The 17214-nt window shown below is 37.7% G+C and carries 16 protein-coding genes; 4 read left to right on the top strand and 12 right to left on the bottom strand.

The genetic code is table 11. The features are described from left to right. Positions 1–215 precede the first annotated feature (215 nt). The gene (locus tag V7108_RS19345; RefSeq protein ID WP_335569121.1) at positions 216–2405 is read right to left on the bottom strand and encodes a DNA topoisomerase III; all 2190 of its coding nucleotides are present in this window, start codon (positions 2403–2405) and stop codon (positions 216–218) included. A 184-nt stretch (positions 2406–2589) separates the two neighbouring features. On the opposite strand from V7108_RS19345, the gene V7108_RS19340 reads away from it, so the two are divergent. From V7108_RS19340 to V7108_RS19325, 4 genes are all read left to right on the top strand, one after another. Then, positions 2590–3858, top strand: coding sequence for an MDR family MFS transporter (locus tag V7108_RS19340; protein WP_335569120.1), 1269 nt, complete (start codon positions 2590–2592; stop codon positions 3856–3858). A 351-nt stretch (positions 3859–4209) separates the two neighbouring features. Next, positions 4210–5442 (top strand): aminopeptidase, encoded by a 1233-nt coding sequence (locus V7108_RS19335; RefSeq protein ID WP_335569119.1) that lies wholly within the window; start codon positions 4210–4212, stop codon positions 5440–5442. Between the two features lie 83 nt (positions 5443–5525). Continuing rightward, positions 5526–5915, top strand: a complete 390-nt coding sequence (mscL, locus tag V7108_RS19330) for a large conductance mechanosensitive channel protein MscL (RefSeq protein ID WP_335569118.1) — start codon at positions 5526–5528, stop codon at positions 5913–5915. Positions 5916–5965: 50 nt separating this feature from the next. Beyond that, complete coding sequence (locus V7108_RS19325; RefSeq protein ID WP_335569117.1) at positions 5966–6601, top strand: Bax inhibitor-1/YccA family protein; 636 nt, start codon at positions 5966–5968, stop codon at positions 6599–6601. 26 nt (positions 6602–6627) lie between these two features. Here the strand turns inward: V7108_RS19325 and V7108_RS19320 are convergent, their stop codons facing one another. The 11 genes from V7108_RS19320 to safA form a co-directional block, all read right to left on the bottom strand. After that, on the bottom strand, positions 6628–7146 hold the full coding sequence (locus tag V7108_RS19320) for an RNA polymerase sigma factor (RefSeq protein WP_335511399.1): 519 nt from the start codon (positions 7144–7146) through the stop codon (positions 6628–6630). A gap of 87 nt (positions 7147–7233) precedes the next feature. Beyond that, on the bottom strand, positions 7234–8562 hold the full coding sequence (locus tag V7108_RS19315; protein ID WP_335511401.1) for an oligosaccharide flippase family protein: 1329 nt from the start codon (positions 8560–8562) through the stop codon (positions 7234–7236). 109 nt (positions 8563–8671) lie between these two features. Further along, positions 8672–10417, bottom strand: coding sequence for an FTR1 family protein (locus V7108_RS19310; RefSeq protein WP_335511403.1), 1746 nt, complete (start codon positions 10415–10417; stop codon positions 8672–8674). 30 nt (positions 10418–10447) lie between these two features. Next, positions 10448–11740: an iron uptake transporter deferrochelatase/peroxidase subunit gene (gene efeB / locus V7108_RS19305; protein ID WP_335511405.1), complete on the bottom strand. Its 1293-nt coding sequence runs from the start codon at positions 11738–11740 to the stop codon at positions 10448–10450. Then, positions 11741–12589 (bottom strand): iron uptake system protein EfeO, encoded by an 849-nt coding sequence (gene efeO / locus V7108_RS19300; protein WP_335511407.1) that lies wholly within the window; start codon positions 12587–12589, stop codon positions 11741–11743. A gap of 127 nt (positions 12590–12716) precedes the next feature. After that, positions 12717–13349, bottom strand: a complete 633-nt coding sequence (locus tag V7108_RS19295; protein ID WP_335511409.1) for a response regulator transcription factor — start codon at positions 13347–13349, stop codon at positions 12717–12719. After that, positions 13342–14394 (bottom strand): sensor histidine kinase, encoded by a 1053-nt coding sequence (locus tag V7108_RS19290; protein WP_335511411.1) that lies wholly within the window; start codon positions 14392–14394, stop codon positions 13342–13344. The genes V7108_RS19295 and V7108_RS19290 overlap by 8 nt, the downstream gene beginning before the upstream one ends. Continuing rightward, positions 14391–15125 carry a cell wall-active antibiotics response protein LiaF gene (gene liaF / locus V7108_RS19285; RefSeq protein WP_335511413.1) on the bottom strand — a complete coding sequence of 245 codons (735 nt, stop codon included), beginning with the start codon at positions 15123–15125 and terminating at the stop codon, positions 14391–14393. The genes V7108_RS19290 and liaF overlap by 4 nt, the downstream gene beginning before the upstream one ends. A gap of 82 nt (positions 15126–15207) precedes the next feature. Then, complete coding sequence (locus tag V7108_RS19280) at positions 15208–15852, bottom strand: PspA/IM30 family protein (RefSeq protein WP_335511415.1); 645 nt, start codon at positions 15850–15852, stop codon at positions 15208–15210. A gap of 209 nt (positions 15853–16061) precedes the next feature. Next, positions 16062–16409, bottom strand: a complete 348-nt coding sequence (locus tag V7108_RS19275; RefSeq protein ID WP_335511417.1) for a flagellar basal body rod protein — start codon at positions 16407–16409, stop codon at positions 16062–16064. A 138-nt stretch (positions 16410–16547) separates the two neighbouring features. Then, entirely contained in the window at positions 16548–17162 is a 615-nt protein-coding gene (gene safA / locus V7108_RS19270) for a SafA/ExsA family spore coat assembly protein (protein ID WP_335511419.1), read from the bottom strand. Positions 17163–17214 lie beyond the last annotated feature (52 nt).

Raw genomic sequence — 17214 nt, 5'->3', positions numbered from 1 at the left:
TCTCGGCCATCCGCAACTAATTTCGGCACTAATGATTCTATTATATTAATAATTATTGTATGTGATAAAAAGTCCGATTGTCAATATAATTGTCAGAATTTTACTTCAATAATACTTTAGCACAATAGCAAATAAAAGTATCATACTACAAAAAATAGTCCTGCGAATTGCAGGACCATTTATGTGAGTTAACAACTTGCTTACTCTTTTATTCCTTATTTCAGTTTCAACTTCTTTAAAGCATCAGCTAAAGCTGTATTAATTGGCTCTTCTTCTTTGTGTTGGTTTTTCAGATACTTTTGCACCGTACGTTTATCGACTTTACCAGTAGATTCCTTTTTTCGGCGTGCTTCAAAAGCAGATAGTTTCTCACGGTGCCCGCATTTACATGCGAAAATTTGTCCTTCTCCTTCGCCGCGAAGCTCCAGTTTTTTACGGCATTGTGGGCACCGTGCATTTGTAACTCGCGACACATTTTTCCGATGTCCACATTCGCGGTCTTGGCATACCAGCATTTTTCCTTTTTTCCCATTTACCTCAAGCATTGGTTTTCCACAGTCCGGGCAATTTTTCGTAGAAATATTGTCGTGTTTGTATTTTTTACCGCTTGCCTTAATTTCTGATACAATTTCTTTTGTATAATTCTTCATTTCACCGATAAATACTTCTTTTTTCAGCTTGCCATGAGCAATTTGATCAAGCTTTTGCTCCCATTCCGCAGTCAATATTGGAGATTTTAGTTCTTCTGGCACTAAATCCAGCAATTGACGGCCTTTAGAAGTAGGATGAATGTCTTTACCACGCTTTTCGATTAAAAATGAATTGAATAGCTTTTCAATAATATCAGCACGGGTCGCAACCGTCCCTAAACCGCCCGTTGATTTTAAAGTATCAGCAAGCTTTTTATCCTGAGTTTCCATATACTTCACGGGATTTTCCATTGCTGATAATAAAGTTGCCTCTGTAAATCGTGCCGGCGGTTTTGTTTGACCTGATGTTTGTGCAATTAGACTTACGTTTAATGTATCGCCTTTTTCAATACGCGGCAGAATCTGTTCTTTCAGATCATCACTTTCATCATCATCTTCCAAGTGATTATTGTAAACCTCTTTCCAGCCATTTAATAAAATCGTTTTTCCTCTAGCAACAAAGTTTTCTTCACCGATTTTTGCACGAAGCGTTAATTGTTCATACTCAAATGCGGGGAATAAGACAGCCAGGAATCTTTTAACAACCAAGTCATAAATTTTCCGTTCTTTATCTGTAAAAGCAGAATAGTTCACATATCCCTCGGTTGGTATGATCGCATGATGATCGGATACCTTGCTATCATCTACAAACGATTTGGATACCTTAATCGGCTTTTTTAAAATTTTACTTGTCAATAAACGATATTCACCAATCCCGCAGGCTTTTAGGCGTTCCGGAATGGTAGGAACAATATCTGATGAAATAAAACGTGAATCTGTACGAGGGTACGTTAACACTTTATGCTGTTCATAAAGCTTTTGCATAATATTCAGCGTTTCCTTAGCAGAGTACCCGAAAATTTTATTGGCATCACGCTGTAATTCTGTTAGATCATAAAGCCCTGGAGAGAAGGACTTCTTTGGCTTCCTTTCAATCTCCGTTACAATGGCATTTTTTGTCCCCAATTTTTTAACAATCTCATCCACGATCTCTTTATTAAAATTGCGGCTGTTTCCTTTTGCGTCCTGCCAAGTAAGTTTCAATTTATCGGTGGTCTGTGCCTCAATCCCGTAATAGCTTTGTGGTTTGAAGTTTTTGATTTCGTCCTCACGTGCTGCAATGATTGCCACGGTCGGAGTTTGGACACGGCCACAGTTAAGTTGAGCGTTGAATCGAGTTGTTAACGCACGGGTTGCATTCAGACCGATATACCAATCGGCTTCTGATCGTGCAACAGCTGAAGCAAAAAGATTCTCATAGGCTTTACCCGGCTTTAAGTTCGCAAAACCATCTTTAATGGCCTTATCCGTAACAGAAGAAATCCAAAGACGTTTTATCGGCTTGTTTATCTTCGCTTTTGAAATAATCCACCGGGCGACTAATTCTCCTTCACGACCACTGTCTGTTGCGATGATAATCTCTCCTACATCAGAACGAATCAATTGGCTTTTTACCGAATGAAACTGCTTTCCTGTTTGCTTAATCACTACAAGCTTTAATTCATTAGGCAGCATTGGTAAATCTTCTAATTTCCATGTTTTATACTTGTCATCATATACTTCAGGGTCGGCAAGTGTAACTAAATGCCCTAGTGCCCAAGTAACGATATACTTATCTCCTTCTAAAAAACCATTTCCTTTTTTATTACAATTTAATACCCGTGCAATGTCACGAGCAACAGATGGCTTTTCAGCTAATACAACGCTTTTTTTCACTTTATTTTTACACCCTTTCAGAATTACCCTTAACCATTAATATAGCATACAATTAATTAAATCATGAAAGGTTTACGAAAGATGTATTAGAGCATTCAGATGTACCTATTTTTTTCTTGTATATTCCTATACGAGGATAGTATGATGTATTAGCTATCATACATAATTGTTTCGGAGGTACAAAATGCGGATTAGAGATTGGGATCCGAATTTAAAAGTTCGCTTATTTAGTGAAGCGATGATGAACATTACGTTTTGGATGTTCTTCCCGTTTTTGACGATTTATTTCGCTGAAGAATTCGGTAAAAATAAAGCTGGCTTTTTGTTGGTGTTTTCGCAGATTTTTTCAGTTATCGCCAATCTTATGGGGGGATATTGTGCGGATCGCTTTGGGCGGAAAAGAATGATGGTTATCTCAGCCATTGGACAAGGTCTTTCTTTTTTAGCTTTTGCCTTTGCGAGCTCACCTTGGCTTCAGTCCCCTTGGGTAGGTTTTGTTGCATTTAGTATTGCAGGAGTTTTCGGCTCGTTTTATTGGCCCGCTAGTCAAGCAATGGTGGCGGATGTTGTGGACGAAAAGGATCGAAGCAGCGTATTTGCTATTTTTTACACCTCGATCAATATTGCGGTTGTTATTGGACCTATTTTAGGTGCTATTTTTTATGTCAATTACCGATTTGAACTTTTAGTTGTTGCAGGAATTGTATGTATTTTACTTGGATTAATTTTAGCAAAATGGACGAGGGAAACGGCACCGATTCAAAAAGTGGAAGCTGTCTGTGCAGATCGAAAATGGTACTACTTTTTACAAAATCAGGTAAAGGATTACGCATTGATTATAAAAGATAGGACCTTTCTTCTTTTTATTATTGCGGGTGTATTAGCTGGACAGACGTTCATGCAATTGGACTTGTTATTTCCTGTTTATATGAAGGATGTAATCGATTTTCAAACCCTATTCTCAATTGGCGATTGGGAATTTACCGTTAAAGGAGAGCAGGCCTTTGGATTAGTACTCGCAGAAAATGGTCTGCTCGTTGCCTTATTAACCGTTGCGGTAACAAAATGGATGAGCACGTTCAAAGAACTGAATGTATTTGTCCTATCTTCTGTTGTATACGCCATTTCCATAGTACTTTTTAGTCAAACCCATTGGATTTGGGGATTTATCGTGGCGATGGCGGTTTTCACTTTTGCGGAATTAATGGGGGCTGGAATTCAACAAAGTTTTGTTTCCAAGCTTGCACCAGAGCATATGCGAGGACAATATTTTGCTGCTGCTAGTTTACGATTCACCATTAGTAGGACGATAGCTCCATTATCAATTCCAATGACTGTTTGGATAGGATATGAGTGGACATTTTTTGTTTTAACCATACTTGCTTTAGCAAGTGCCGGGTTGTATTGGCTTATGTTTTATTCATTTGAAAAAAAACCTGCAGTTGGATCCTAAATAGGATCCTTTTTTATGTCAAACAGCTTTCAAAAGTTGTAACAAAATGTTCACAATTACCTCTTTTACTATTATAATTAAGGTGTAAATATTTCCTACTTATAAGGATGGTGGTACTGGTGGAAGTTTCACAATTCATGTCTCCCACTTCTTGGTCAGGTATTCTTACATTTTTAGTTTTATTTTCAGCTGGAGTCTATCTAAATATAAAAGTTTATGGCAGCAAGTTAAAGTAGAGATTACATCCCTACTATTTTTTTGTCTATTTTTTGAGCACAACTGTTATCAGTATCTTTTTAACTGTATAAAAGCTAAAATATAAATGGAAGATTTTGAAAAGGAGACAAAAATATGAGCGAATTTCAAAAGAACCTTGAGAAATATGCTGAGCTTGCCGTTAAGGTTGGTGTCAACATTCAAAAAGGTCAAACCTTAGTTGTCAATGCTACGTTAGACGCTGCAGAATTAGTTCGTTTAGTCGTAAAAAGCGCCTATGAAACAGGTGCACAGAACGTCATCGTTAACTGGAATGATGATGTTGTATCTAGAACAAAATACGAATTAGCTCCAGATGAAGCTTTTACTACATACCCTGAATGGCGTGCGAAAGAACAAGAAGCTTTGGTTGAGCAAGGTGCAGCGTTTATGGCGATTGTTTCCTCAAGCCCTGATTTATTGAAAGGCATAAATCCAGAGCGGATTTCTAACTTCCAAAAAGCAGCTGGAACGGCATTGGCTAAGTATCGTCAAGCTGTTCAATCTGACAAAGTTAGCTGGACAGTAATTGCTGCTCCATCCCCTGCATGGGCTGCAAAAGTATTTCCTGACGCACCGAGTGACAAACAAGTTTCATTACTTTGGGATGCCATCTTTAAATCTGTTCGCGTAGATACGGATAATCCAGTGGCAGCTTGGAAAAAGCATGATGAAACGTTACATGAGAAAGTTAGCTATTTAAATGAAAAGCGCTATAAAAAACTTCACTACACTGCTCCTGGTACAGATTTGACGATTGAACTTCCAAAAGACCATATTTGGGTTGGTGCGGGCAGTGTAAATGAAAATGGTTTTGAGTTTATGGCTAATATGCCAACGGAAGAAGTCTTTACGGTTCCCTATCGTACAGGTGTAAATGGAACCGTGGCAAGCACAAAGCCTCTAAGCTATGGAGGAAATATTATCGATCGTTTCTCCATTACCTTTGAAAACGGAAGAATTGTTGATTATAAGGCGGAGGAAGGGGAAGAAGTCTTAAAGCGCCTTATCGAAACAGATGAAGGTTCGCATTACCTTGGTGAAGTCGCACTTGTCCCTTATAACTCACCAATATCACAATCAAATGTCCTATTCTATAATACTTTGTTTGATGAAAATGCTTCTAACCACCTAGCAATTGGCAGTGCCTATGCTTTCTGTATCGAGGGCGGAAAGAAGATGTCTCCTGAAGAATTAAAAGAAAACGGACTAAACGAAAGTATTACTCATGTTGATTTTATGATTGGTTCCGAGGAAATGGACATTGACGGTATTACGGCTGATGGAAAATCAGAACCAGTATTTAGAAACGGTAATTGGGCTTTTTAAATGGTATAATAAAAAGAGCAGCTTCGTTTTAAGAAGCTGCTTTTTACTGATTTTGTTAGAATCAAAACATGGAGGTTTCTTGTATGTTAAATGAATTTAAGAAGTTTGCGATGAGAGGGAATGTCATTGACCTTGCAGTCGGTGTGATTATTGGCGGGGCTTTCGGAAAAATTGTTTCCTCTCTTGTGGCAGATATTATTATGCCAATCATTGCAATGCTCGTTGGAAGGGTTGATGTTGCGGAACTTGCTATTGGATCAGTCAAATATGGGGTATTCCTCCAATCCATTATCGATTTCTTAATCATTGCTTTTTCAATATTTTTGTTTATAAAATTCCTTTCTCGTTTTAAAAAGAAGGAAGAAGAAGTCAAAGTAGAGGTTAAAATGGACAAGCAAGAGGAACTTCTTTCTGAAATAAGAGATTTATTAAAAGCAGAAAAAGAATTTTCTAGAAAAAATGAAACATCTTGACCTTTTGTTCGTATATTCTAGATATAAATATATTTTAGAGGTGAAGAAAATTGTACGCACAAACATCTACTGAATTTTTACCTTCTGTTATCAGGACGTTTGCTCTTTCACTTGCCATCGCCTTCGTCGGGACTATGGCGGGTACCTTTGTACCACCGGCATTATTTTTGCCATTAGCCATTTTTGAATTTGTACTATTGATGATTGCCTTTTTCTTTAGACGGAGAAAAGCTATTTCTTATACTTTCTTGTATATCTTTACCTTTATTTCAGGAGTTACCTTATATCCAATTGTATCTTATTATGCGTTGACGGCTGGAGCCAATGTGGTGATGATGGCTTTTGGGACTACTACTGTCGTATTTACGGGCGTAGCGATTTATGCTACTAAATCCAAACGTAATTTTTCTTTTTTAGGCGGATTCTTACTTGCAGCGCTGCTCGCTTTAGTTGTAATTTCCATTTGGCATATTTTCATGCCGTTAAGTTCGACAGCTATGCTGGCCTTCTCGTTTATCGGTGTAGTGGTTTTCAGCGGCTTCGTCCTATATGATTTCAATCGGATGAAGCATTATGGTGTAAGTGCGGAAGAAGTTCCATTGATGGCGTTGAATTTATACCTAGACTTTATCAATCTATTTGTAAGTATTTTACGTATCTTTGGTATTCTATCAAGTAAAGACTAAAGCCGGGTGATTGCACCCGGCTTTTCTTATGCCAAATATTGAAGTTTCGGTTTTAGCTGTTCTTTTCCCCTTTTCATTCTTGTTTTAACTGTTGAAATGGGGAGATTGCTTTTATTAGAAATTTCCAATAGTGTAAGGTCTTTAAAATAGTATAGAAAGATAGCAGACTTATATATTTCTGGTAAAGACATTACACTTTCCTCCATTTTTTTAACAGAATATTTTTGGAGAATTTCTTCTTCTGGAAGAGGCGGCGCTTCGACTATGGAAGCGTAGGAGTATACCTCTTCCTGCCAAAATTTCTTTGCCTTATTTTCCTTTCGCCAATAATCACGACATTTATTTCCTGCTATCGTATATAACCAATTTTTTATTTTGTCTGGTTCCTTAATCGTATGAATGGCCAAATAGGCGGATGTTAAAACCTCTTGGTAAAGATCCTCGGCAAGTTCTTTATGTCTGACTAAAGAAAAAATATAATGATAAATCATTTTTCCATGTACATTCACTATTTCTTCAAATGAATCTAACATTCTATCCCGCATTTTTCGAAACCTACTTTCCTACTAACTCTTCTTACATGAATAGACGGAATAAACATGCTTAACCCCTACACCATCAAATTGATTTTCTTAATTATTTTTCTGGATGACACCTTTCATTAGAATAGAAACTCCAATTTTTTTGCAGATCGTTAAATAATGCAATAAAGCCAATAAAACAGATCCGGTGTTCATGGCGATAATCACACCTTCCATTCTCCATTCCGGACGTGGCGCAAGGATAATAATAATCGCAAAGGAAACAATGGTGGACCAAATGCCATGGATAAACGTTTCCTTAATAAGTCCCAACCCAATTAAAATTGCCTGCATCGGCATGACAAAAAAGTGGAAGAGAAAAAATGGCCATAGCATTTGTAAATAAACTGCAGCTGTAGAAGATTCAAAGAATATCGATGTTAGCTGAGGGGCAAAAACATAGAAAGCAACCATCGCTGGAACTCCGTAAAGAAAGGTAAGCATCATTACTTGTGATAGCATTTTTTGTAATGTGGTGTAATCTCTCAACGAAAACGTCTTTGAAACAGCTGGTATTAAAACCGTCATGAGGGAGTGGGCGATAAAGGCAGGAAAAAATCCAATTGAAGCAGCAACACCCATTAGCATTCCAAAATGCTCGGTGGCAATGGTATCAGAAAGTCCAGATTTGACCAGTGCGACCTTAATTAAAAAGGGTTGGATCGCCCCCGTTAACGCTGAGAATAACCGCAGTCCAGTGGTTGGTGCCGAGACAGCCAATAAACTTTTTCGGACAGCCTTACGATTTAGATTGGAGAAGGGCATCCGTTTTAGCTGTTGGAATTGAATGATTAATGTATAGCATAAATAAAGAAACACGGCGATTTCACTGCCTATAAACGATGCAATTGCAATGAGTACCGAGGCTTCTGAGTCAAACTGAAAGAAACGAAATAAAAGAAATAATAATACTAGCTGAATTGATTTTCTTATGAAATTAGCAATGGCGATTTTCCCCATCTGGTGCCTTCCCATAAAATATCCCCGTGCGACAGAGGTAAAAGAAATAACGGGAATTAAAAAGATAATTAACCATCTGGTATAAGGATGGTAACCATCAAAAACAGAGATAAAAGGCATGAGTATGACCGCCAGCAGCAATAGGCTGCTTGTAAAAATGATGGTAATGGTAATTGCATGATAAAGAATATTTCGATGAAACTTTTCCTCTTTCTCCGCAACAAACTTAGAAATCGAAACTGGCAGTTCGAAGCTCGATAAAAGTACGAGTAAATAAATGGATGGCAGGATAGACATATATAAACCTAGGCCATGCTTACCCAATTCTTTTGCAAGAATTAAATTCACTAAAAACTCAACACCTTCTCCTAAGAAAGCAGAAAGTGCCAAAAATAATATCCCTTTGTAAAAGATAGCCATAACGAACTCCCCTTTAGAACAAATCTCACTTTTATAAACCTATGAGACAAGTTCTAAGATTAGTAGGGAGAATTAAAAAAAGCATAAAAAAAAGGGCACTTTGCCCTTTCTAAACAGTTTTTGTTATCGTCTGTTTTCTAACTCCCCACGTCATAAATAGAATGACAACAACTAACAATAGTTGTGGTAAAGTGGTTTCCCATGTAGGGTACAATCCAATCCAATCAACAAACGGGAAGTTAATAACTGTACTCGTCGAAAAAACCTTAGAAATCTGTAAAGCGTGGATACTAATTCCTAGCATTTTAAATGCTAAGAAATAAATTACAAAGGTTGCCACTTTAAAAAATACATGAATTGGTATTTTTACACTGTAGTAAATAATCGTAAAGCCGAAAATAGCTAAAATGATTACTGCTAGAATAATCCCCATAACAAGCTGCTGCATGCTTGTATACGGTGTTATTCCGGTGTAAAAAATAATCGTCTCTGCCCCTTCCCGGAAAACCGAAAGAAAACTGATTATGGCAAATGAAAAGAGGCTTCCTTTTGCAATGGCTTGTTGCATCTGCTGCTTTACATACTTATTCCAATTTTCAATACTAGATTTTTTATGAAGCCATGCCCCAACGGATAACATCATAACCACAGCCAAGATACCCGTTATTCCTTCAATATATTCTCGACTTGAAGCTGCAGTAATCTTAGAGAAAATAATATTGATAAGAACGGCAAGTAATGCACTTGCTATGATTCCACCTGCCACTCCTGCCCAAATCCATTTCTGTTGAGATGACTGACCCATTTTCTTTAAAAAGGCAAGTAAGGTTGCAATGATTAATAATCCTTCTATCCCTTCCCTTAATAAAATAAGTGCAGAATCCCAAAATGAATAATTGGTTTTACTAATTAATGGTTCTAATTTCATATTTAAATCCTTAACTATAGCCAATGCCTTTGAACCATCCACCTTATCAGAACTTAGAATACTGATAGCTGTTGGTATTTTTGTTTCAATCTCACTATATAACTTACTGTCTCTCGTTTGTACTTCCCCTTCAACGATTGGCCAAATGTTGAGGATGTCATTTAAATACTTAATAGAACTCTTATAATCTTTATTGGCAATCTCTTTTTCTGTCTTCTTTAATAGCGTGGAAAGGTCTGGTAAAGAAAAATCACCTTTAACCTGGTTCGAAAATTTACCGGCTAAAAAGTTCTCCACTTCTTGTGTTAATTTAGCTACATTCGTTTCAGCCTTTTTTAGATCTACAGGGTTTTGAGTAATTGAAATTCGGATTAAAGCCATGTATTTTTCAATATTCCCGTAAGAAGCAATACTTTCATCATGGACGATTTTTTCCGAAACATTCCATTGATCCATTAGTGTTTGATACTGGATCTTTATATTCGCTATATTCCCATCTAAAATAGCTCCGTTCAGATTCTCTAGGAGCGGGAGCAATTTCTTGATTTTGACTGTTTGTTTTGTTCGATCTACAGGGTTCTGTTCTGTATCATACTTTACCAGGGAACTTGATAATGCTGAGATACTATTATAAAGCATCTCTTCTTCTACTTCCCCTTTTGCTAGTATATTTTGAACCTTTTCCAAATCTTGATTAACCGATTTTGCCTGTTCACTATTAGGATTCTTGATTTTCATCCATTCCTTAGCAAACTGTTCAATGTTATTCGAAACCGTTTCTTGATCACCTGATTTCACTTTCATTAAACTATCGCCAATTAGTACAAACAGCTCGTCATGATTTTCTGCTGCGGCCACCTGGTGGGCAGTTTGAAAAATAATGAATAAAGATATAAGTAATATAAAGGGCTTCCATAACATTTGCATCTATCTCTCTCCTCTATAATAGGAAAAACATTACATAAAGAGTGTCTCTCCTATAAAACCTCCCTGTTTCGTTCCTGGTAAACAGGCGAAAAGGGCGCTGCCTCGATGTGAAATATATTCATTCAACTTATCCATTTTTGAAAGTCTCTTTTGTATTGGAATGAATTGTTTACTTGGTGTACGTTGGAAACTTAAGAAAAGTAGACCTGCGTCAAAACTCCCCGTCTTCAGATCCATTCCATTTGAGTAAGAATACCCTCTGCGGAGAATTTGCTGCGATCCATCTCCATGTGATAACCGAACATGCGAATCTACAGGGGTTGTATCTTCCCCGTTTGGTTGCTTGTGGTTTAAATCTAGTTTATCAAATTCATTTTTTTTCCCAAAAGGTGCACCACTTTCACGATATCTTCCAAAGGTATTTTCCTGTTCCTTTAAATTGGTACGATCCCAGACTTCAATAAACATTTGGATTCTTCGAACAACAAGATAACTGCCGTTCTGAAGCCAATTCGGTCCATCACCTGGCTGAACCCAAACATGTTCATTCATCTGTTTTTCACTTTTTACATCAGGGTTGACCGTTCCATCCTTGAAGCCAAACAGATTTCTAGGTGTTCCTTCTTTTGCATCTGCCTGCTTCGTTCGCTGAAATCCTGGCTGTGCCCATCTTAAAACAGCCTTTCCCCTCGCAATTCGAATTAGGTTTCTTACCGCATGAAATGCTACTTGCATATCATCCGCACAAGCCTGAATACATAAATCTCCTCCAGTCCATTCCTCTTCTAATGCATCGAAGGAAAATGCGGGAAGGTCTACTAATTCCTTAGGCTGCTTAACTTTTAATCCAAACCGGTCTTGGTTGTCCTTTATAAAAAGACTAGGACCGACCCCAAAAGTAATCGTTAAATTAGAGGCTGATAATCCCTCCGCCTCTCCCGTATCTTTTGGCGGAAGAAATTCATTACTAGAGAGTTCCCCGATTGGTTTACCCTCAGACATTAATGCTGCAGCCTGCGTCCATTCTTTAAAAAGGGTTATTAAATCTTCTTTTCTAGAAGTTGTCACATCCAGGGCAGCAAAATAAACATGGTTTTGTGGTTTTGTCGTAATTCCACTTTGGTGCTTTCCATAAAATGAAACAACGTCACTCACCTTCGCACTTGATGCCTTCCCTTCTGTAATAGACAACAATCCTCCTAGTCCAGAGGCACCGATTAGAATCCCTGCACCACCAACTCCAGCTGTTTTCAAAATATCCCTTCGTGAAATTTTCTTCCCTTCAAGAGATTCCCCTTCAATGATGTACTCATTCTTAGACATCTATAATGCCTCCGTTACAATACCAATTTGCGAAAGTGGTTCAGCGAGCGCATCAATTGCTTGACTAAGTTCCTTTACCTCAGCTTCCGACAGATTCGTATAGACCTTGTATCCTCCATTATTTTTATGCTTATTTAATAAGCTAAAAACGTCATCGAAGCGACTTTGAATTTCCTTAGAAAGTTCCTCATCCTTCTTCTTTAACGCAGGATTTAAAAGTTGGAAAATTTTGTCCGCACCTTCTACATTCGCAGCAAAGTCAAATAAATCAGTATGAGAATAGCGATCCTCTTCACCTGTCACTTTTGAAGTAGATACTTCATTTAAGAGGTCTACCGCCCCTGTAATTAATAGGTCAGGCGTAACTTCGACTGTATCTACCTTTGCTCGTAAAAGATTTACGTCTTTCATCAGCTGATCTGCATATTGTTCATAACCAGTAGTTGTGTTTTCGACCCATAATCCTTTCTCAATGCGGTGGTAGCCTCCCCATTCATCCTCTGGGACATCGCCTTCACGCGCATCAATTTTCGGATCAAGTTCTCCGAACACTTCAGCTATCGGTTCTGCACGCTCATAGTGCACTCTTGACGAGGCATATAGTGCTTTAGCTTCATCTACATCTCCATTTTTTACTGCTGTTGTAAATGCCTCAGTTGCCTTTACAAATTCTTCAATTTCTCCTATAGCATACTTTCGGTATTCATCCGTTACTCCAGAAAATGAATCAGACACAGAATTCTTTGATTCATTTGCCGTCTCCTTGGCTGAATTTTCATTTGAATTAGCACAACCAAATAATAGACTGCTAGACAATAATAAACTTCCCGAAACTTTTAATAATTTCATATGTAAATGTCCCCCATCACCAATAATGATAATCATTCTCGTTAGTATCATATCAGTAATTGATAATGGTTTTCAATAGTTAATTTAAAAAAACTTTCCAACTATTCAGATTGGAAAGTTTTTTGGGTTATTTTATTAACGCGTGTTTAAATGCATAAATGACTGCTTGTGTACGGTCTTGGACGTTTAGTTTACTTAGTATATTACTGACATGGGTTTTGACGGTTTTTAAGGCGATGAATAATTCATCTGCAATATCTTGATTGGTTTTGCCCTCAGTCATCAACAGGAGGATTTCCATTTCTCGGGTGGTGAGTTCTTCATGTGGCAGTTGTTGATGTTTCTGGCGCATTTTAACCATCATTTTCCCCGTAACTTCAGGCTCAAGAACCGACTGACCATGATATGTAGCGCGGACAGCATTCGCAATTTCATCTGCTTTTGAGGTTTTAAGCATATAACTGGTGGCGCCTGCCTCTAGTGCAGGGTAAACTTTTTCATCGTCCAAAAAGCTTGTGACAATGATTACCTTCGCTTCGGGCCAGTTTTCAATGATTTTTCTTGTTGCTTCAATACCATCCATTTCCTTCATGACTAAATCCATTAAAATAATATCAGGCCTCAGTTCAAGTGCCAGCTCCACTCCCCTTTTTCCATCAGCAGCCTCACCCACGACTTCAATGTCTGGCTGTGCGGATAAAAATGCAGAAACACCAATACGCACCATCTCATGATCATCAACAAATACTACTCTAATCATCTACACCATCTCCATTTTTGATAACCGGTACCTTCACTTCGAGCCGCGTACCCTTACTTTTTACACTAACCACCTTTAACGTGCCTCCAACTTCAAGCGCTCGCTCGTGCATATTCTGCATACCATAAGAACCAGCCTTCATGTTATCGACTTCAAAACCAATCCCATCATCAACAATTCTTAAAATGACAAGGTCATCCCGCTTTATTAATAACACTTCTAGTTTGTTCGCTTTCGAATGCCGAAGTGTGTTTGATACAGACTCTTGAAGAATGCGGAAAAGATGATCTTCTATTCCCTTATCAAGTGGAAATTCTTCTGTTTTCCATTTAATTTCCATTGTTACTTTCTGTGATAATTCGATTAATAACTCTTCAATTCCTTCTTGAAGTGTTTTATTTTTTAAGGCAACTGGACGTAAGTGAAGAAGTAAGGCTCTCATTTCAAGTTGGGATTGATGGATCATTTCTTCCACCATTTTTAACTGCTTTGCTTCTCTATCATCTTCACTAGAACTTTGTTTTGTTGTATTAATGGCGGACATCATCATAGAAGCAGCAAATAATTGTTGACTAACGGAGTCATGTAATTCACGTGCGAGTCTATTTCGCTCTTGTTCAATAATTTCTTGAATCCTGGCTTCTTGATCCTCAACTTTTTCTGTAGCCAATCGTTGGGAAAGCTTAGCTTGTTCAGCCATTTGCCTGCCTATTCGGTCAATATACTCTGCAATCCCTTGCATTTCAGAGAGGGTCGGTTTTCCTTCTGAAGCAGTCTGTCTCCCCTGCTCTAAATGGTGTAAAGAATGTTCAACAGATGTGAGCTGTCTTCTCCAAAAAAAGCCTGAAATGATTCCTAGTACTATTCCCACGGCAATGCTGAATGCCGGTATAAAAATCACAAAAGGAATATCCATAAAATCTCGATTCCATAATTCCGACCAATCGGAAATGGGAAATACAAAGAGATACGCCCCAGTAACACCCAAAGCAAGAATGAGTGAAAAGCCGACGTTCCAAAGTATCTGCCTTTGGACAGCGCTCATATGCGGCTCACCTCTAAATTCCCCACCAGCAAGGATGTGAAGATTTTAACCTTTTGCTCTGCTTGCTCATAGCCTGCTGTCTTAAGATGGAATGCTTGGTTAAAAACCTGAGGCTGATGATGATCAAAAACAGTAGTAGAACCAACCACACATGAGTGATGAACGCTAACTTCTATTTCATAGGGCACTTGAATTTGGATATTACCAAAAACATTGCGAATAAAGATGACTGTTTCACCTTTTGGTAAAACCGTATAACTAAGGTCAATGATGTTATCACCAATTCCAGTGTGAATGTTAATGTCGTTCCATTCATAAACACTGTTTGGTGTTTTTTGCTGACCAAATAATATATTCTCAAAGAGCGGCTTGCTCTTAATAAGTGTCTCTTCCAGTTGTACCTGTTCAGATTCCTTTATATCAAAAGCAATTTTATTAGGATTCTTTTTCGAATTAGAATATTGAATAATTAAGTGAAGTAAAATGGCCAGAAGTAAAAATTTAAAGGTCATCATACTAAAAACACTAATAACTAAAAAGATCATTCCGGCAAAGAAAAGGTATTTTCCCCTCTTTTTCCCTGACTTTTTCCGACCGTAATAGATCATTGCAAAAGATAAGAAAAGGGAGAAAATCAGACCACTGTTGAAAAATAGGATTTCTAGCAGCAGAACGACAATCCCAATGATGACCAGCCATCCCGTATAATCACTTTTCGCATTTTTTAACATTCGGCCCCCCTCCCTTTTATTAGTGTTTAGTCTAAAAAGGTACAGCATACTGCACCTCTTTTAGAATACCATGTTTTAGTTATTAAATGGACTTGCTTTCTTCTAATTTCATTTCTTTTTCTAATTGAGCAATCCTTGCATCAATTGTATCACGGTAGTATGAGCTATTTACTTGATGCTCTAAACGATCTAGGTAATTGTCAATTTCCTGAAAATGAGAGGATGCCTTATTAGAATCAGTATTTGAATCTAAAACCTGGTTCATCCGATGATTGGCTCGTGTTACATTCTCACGTCCCATTAATTCTAAGCGGCGAATATGCATATCTTTTAGCTTGTGCTTCATTTCCTCATATTTTCTTTCTAATTCTCCAAGTTCATTTTTTACTTGCTCAAGAGAAGCAGCAAGGCGTTCTACACGATTAGAGTATTGCTGATGTTCTGCTGAAGCAAACTCATAAAGTTCCATTTCTCCTGCTTTAGAAGCGATTTCTGCTTGATACTTCCTTTTTCCTGCTAACTCCACAGCTTGAGAGTATTCTCTAGTGAATTCATCTTTCAAAGCGTATTGACGTTCTAAGAGCTTTCTTACCTTTTCTGTCTCTTGCTCACATTGACGAAGGTATTGGTTGAGAAGGGCAATTGGATTTTTCTTTTCCTTTTGATCAACTGCCTCATGTAAATCAGCCATGATGGTATCCTTAATTCTTGTAAATAAGTTTGTCATTTTGCTTCTCTCCTTTGATTAATGTTTGTTTTTGTAAAGTTCGTTGTTAAAATCTTAAAGCCGATTTTAACGTGCAAATAGTTATTTTACGCTTAAGAATTTAGTTTGCTGGCGCTTTTCTTATTAAATTTTTGCAATTTTATAGGGTAACAGCGACAGACATTAAATTTCTTTATAAAATGCAACAAAGTATAAGAAAAGAGCCTTAATTAATGTTTGTTTAGTTCATTCCATTGTTTTTCAAAATTTACAAATGGGTCAGAATCCTCTTTTACAACAGTCCTTTTGCTGCTATTCCAGTTTTTATAAACAAGATAAAGTACATAGGCAGCAAGTACACCAATAATTGCAGGAGCATTATGGATGGAAGCCATTAGGACAAAAAAAACAATTATCCCAAGTAAAATCTTTCCTCCTGTTGATTCGGCCTTTAAAAACTGCTTGAAAATGAAATACAAAACCGCGATTCCAACTAGCAGCCCTATCATGGGACCTATTGTTGAAAGCAATATGATGGCTGCAACTCCACCAGCTACAAGTAAACCAAATTTCTTCATTTTGTTTCCTCCTTTCTTTATCTTGATTTCATCTTACCTTTATTACGATTTTCCTATAACGACCCAGCGCTTGATTTTCTTCTCGGTCTTGAGACGTAGAAAGGGTCAGCCCCTAATAGGAACTGACCCTTCACGTGTTTATTTGGAGATGAACATTTGTGTCCAATAATGTCTTTGCGATCCGCCTTTCGCATAACCAACACCGATATGCGTATAATTTCCACTCAATATATTGGCGCGGTGACCTGAGCTGTTCATCCAAGCCTGAACTACTTCCTGTGCCGTCGTTTGTCCTGCAGCAATATTTTCTGCTGCTGCACGATAGGCAATACCAAAGTTTTTCATCATGGTAAATGGACTTCCATAGGTCGGACTTGTGTGGCTGAAATAGTTTTTATCCCGCATATCCATGGATTTATAACGGGCTACCCTGGAGAGCTCCCAGTCTTGTGTTAATGGCCTTAACCCATGTTTTGCACGTTCTTGATTCGTTAATTGAACAACTTGGCTTTCAATGCTTTTTGTTGCGTCAAAACTAGGAATCGTAACCTTATCTCCTGGATATATCAAGTTTGGATTCCTAAATTGGGGATTTGCTGAGATAATTTCAGTTATCCCAACTTGGTAACGAACTGCGATCTTCCAAAGTGTATCCCCAGACTGAACAGTATGTATTTGCTGGGCAAATGAAACACTTGGAATACAAATAAGTGAAAGTAAAAACAGTAGACTTATCCAAAATGATTTTTTCATTTTACACCTCCTCCGATATATATTTTTGATTTAAAGCTCAAAATATACAGAT

The organism is Neobacillus vireti (assembly GCF_036962345.1).
GTDB lineage: Bacteria > Bacillota > Bacilli > Bacillales > Cytobacillaceae > Neobacillus > Neobacillus vireti_A.
This window is presented reverse-complemented; position numbering and strand designations above follow the sequence as displayed.

Bases quoted from the DNA above. Each gene is read 5' to 3' on its own strand.
- V7108_RS19340 (WP_335569120.1), top strand. From the start codon at position 2,590: ATGCGGATTAGAGATTGGGATCCGAATTTAAAAGTTCGCTTATTTAGT.
- V7108_RS19335 (WP_335569119.1), top strand. From the start codon at position 4,210: ATGAGCGAATTTCAAAAGAACCTTGAGAAATATGCTGAGCTTGCCGTT.
- mscL (WP_335569118.1), top strand. From the start codon at position 5,526: ATGTTAAATGAATTTAAGAAGTTTGCGATGAGAGGGAATGTCATTGAC.
- V7108_RS19320 (WP_335511399.1), bottom strand. From the start codon at position 7,146: ATGCGGGATAGAATGTTAGATTCATTTGAAGAAATAGTGAATGTACAT.
- V7108_RS19315 (WP_335511401.1), bottom strand. From the start codon at position 8,562: ATGGCTATCTTTTACAAAGGGATATTATTTTTGGCACTTTCTGCTTTC.
- V7108_RS19310 (WP_335511403.1), bottom strand. From the start codon at position 10,417: ATGCAAATGTTATGGAAGCCCTTTATATTACTTATATCTTTATTCATT.
- efeB (WP_335511405.1), bottom strand. From the start codon at position 11,740: ATGTCTAAGAATGAGTACATCATTGAAGGGGAATCTCTTGAAGGGAAG.
- efeO (WP_335511407.1), bottom strand. From the start codon at position 12,589: ATGAAATTATTAAAAGTTTCGGGAAGTTTATTATTGTCTAGCAGTCTA.
- V7108_RS19295 (WP_335511409.1), bottom strand. From the start codon at position 13,349: ATGATTAGAGTAGTATTTGTTGATGATCATGAGATGGTGCGTATTGGT.
- V7108_RS19290 (WP_335511411.1), bottom strand. From the start codon at position 14,394: ATGAGCGCTGTCCAAAGGCAGATACTTTGGAACGTCGGCTTTTCACTC.
- liaF (WP_335511413.1), bottom strand. From the start codon at position 15,125: ATGTTAAAAAATGCGAAAAGTGATTATACGGGATGGCTGGTCATCATT.
- V7108_RS19280 (WP_335511415.1), bottom strand. From the start codon at position 15,852: ATGACAAACTTATTTACAAGAATTAAGGATACCATCATGGCTGATTTA.
- V7108_RS19275 (WP_335511417.1), bottom strand. From the start codon at position 16,409: ATGAAGAAATTTGGTTTACTTGTAGCTGGTGGAGTTGCAGCCATCATA.
- safA (WP_335511419.1), bottom strand. From the start codon at position 17,162: ATGAAAAAATCATTTTGGATAAGTCTACTGTTTTTACTTTCACTTATT.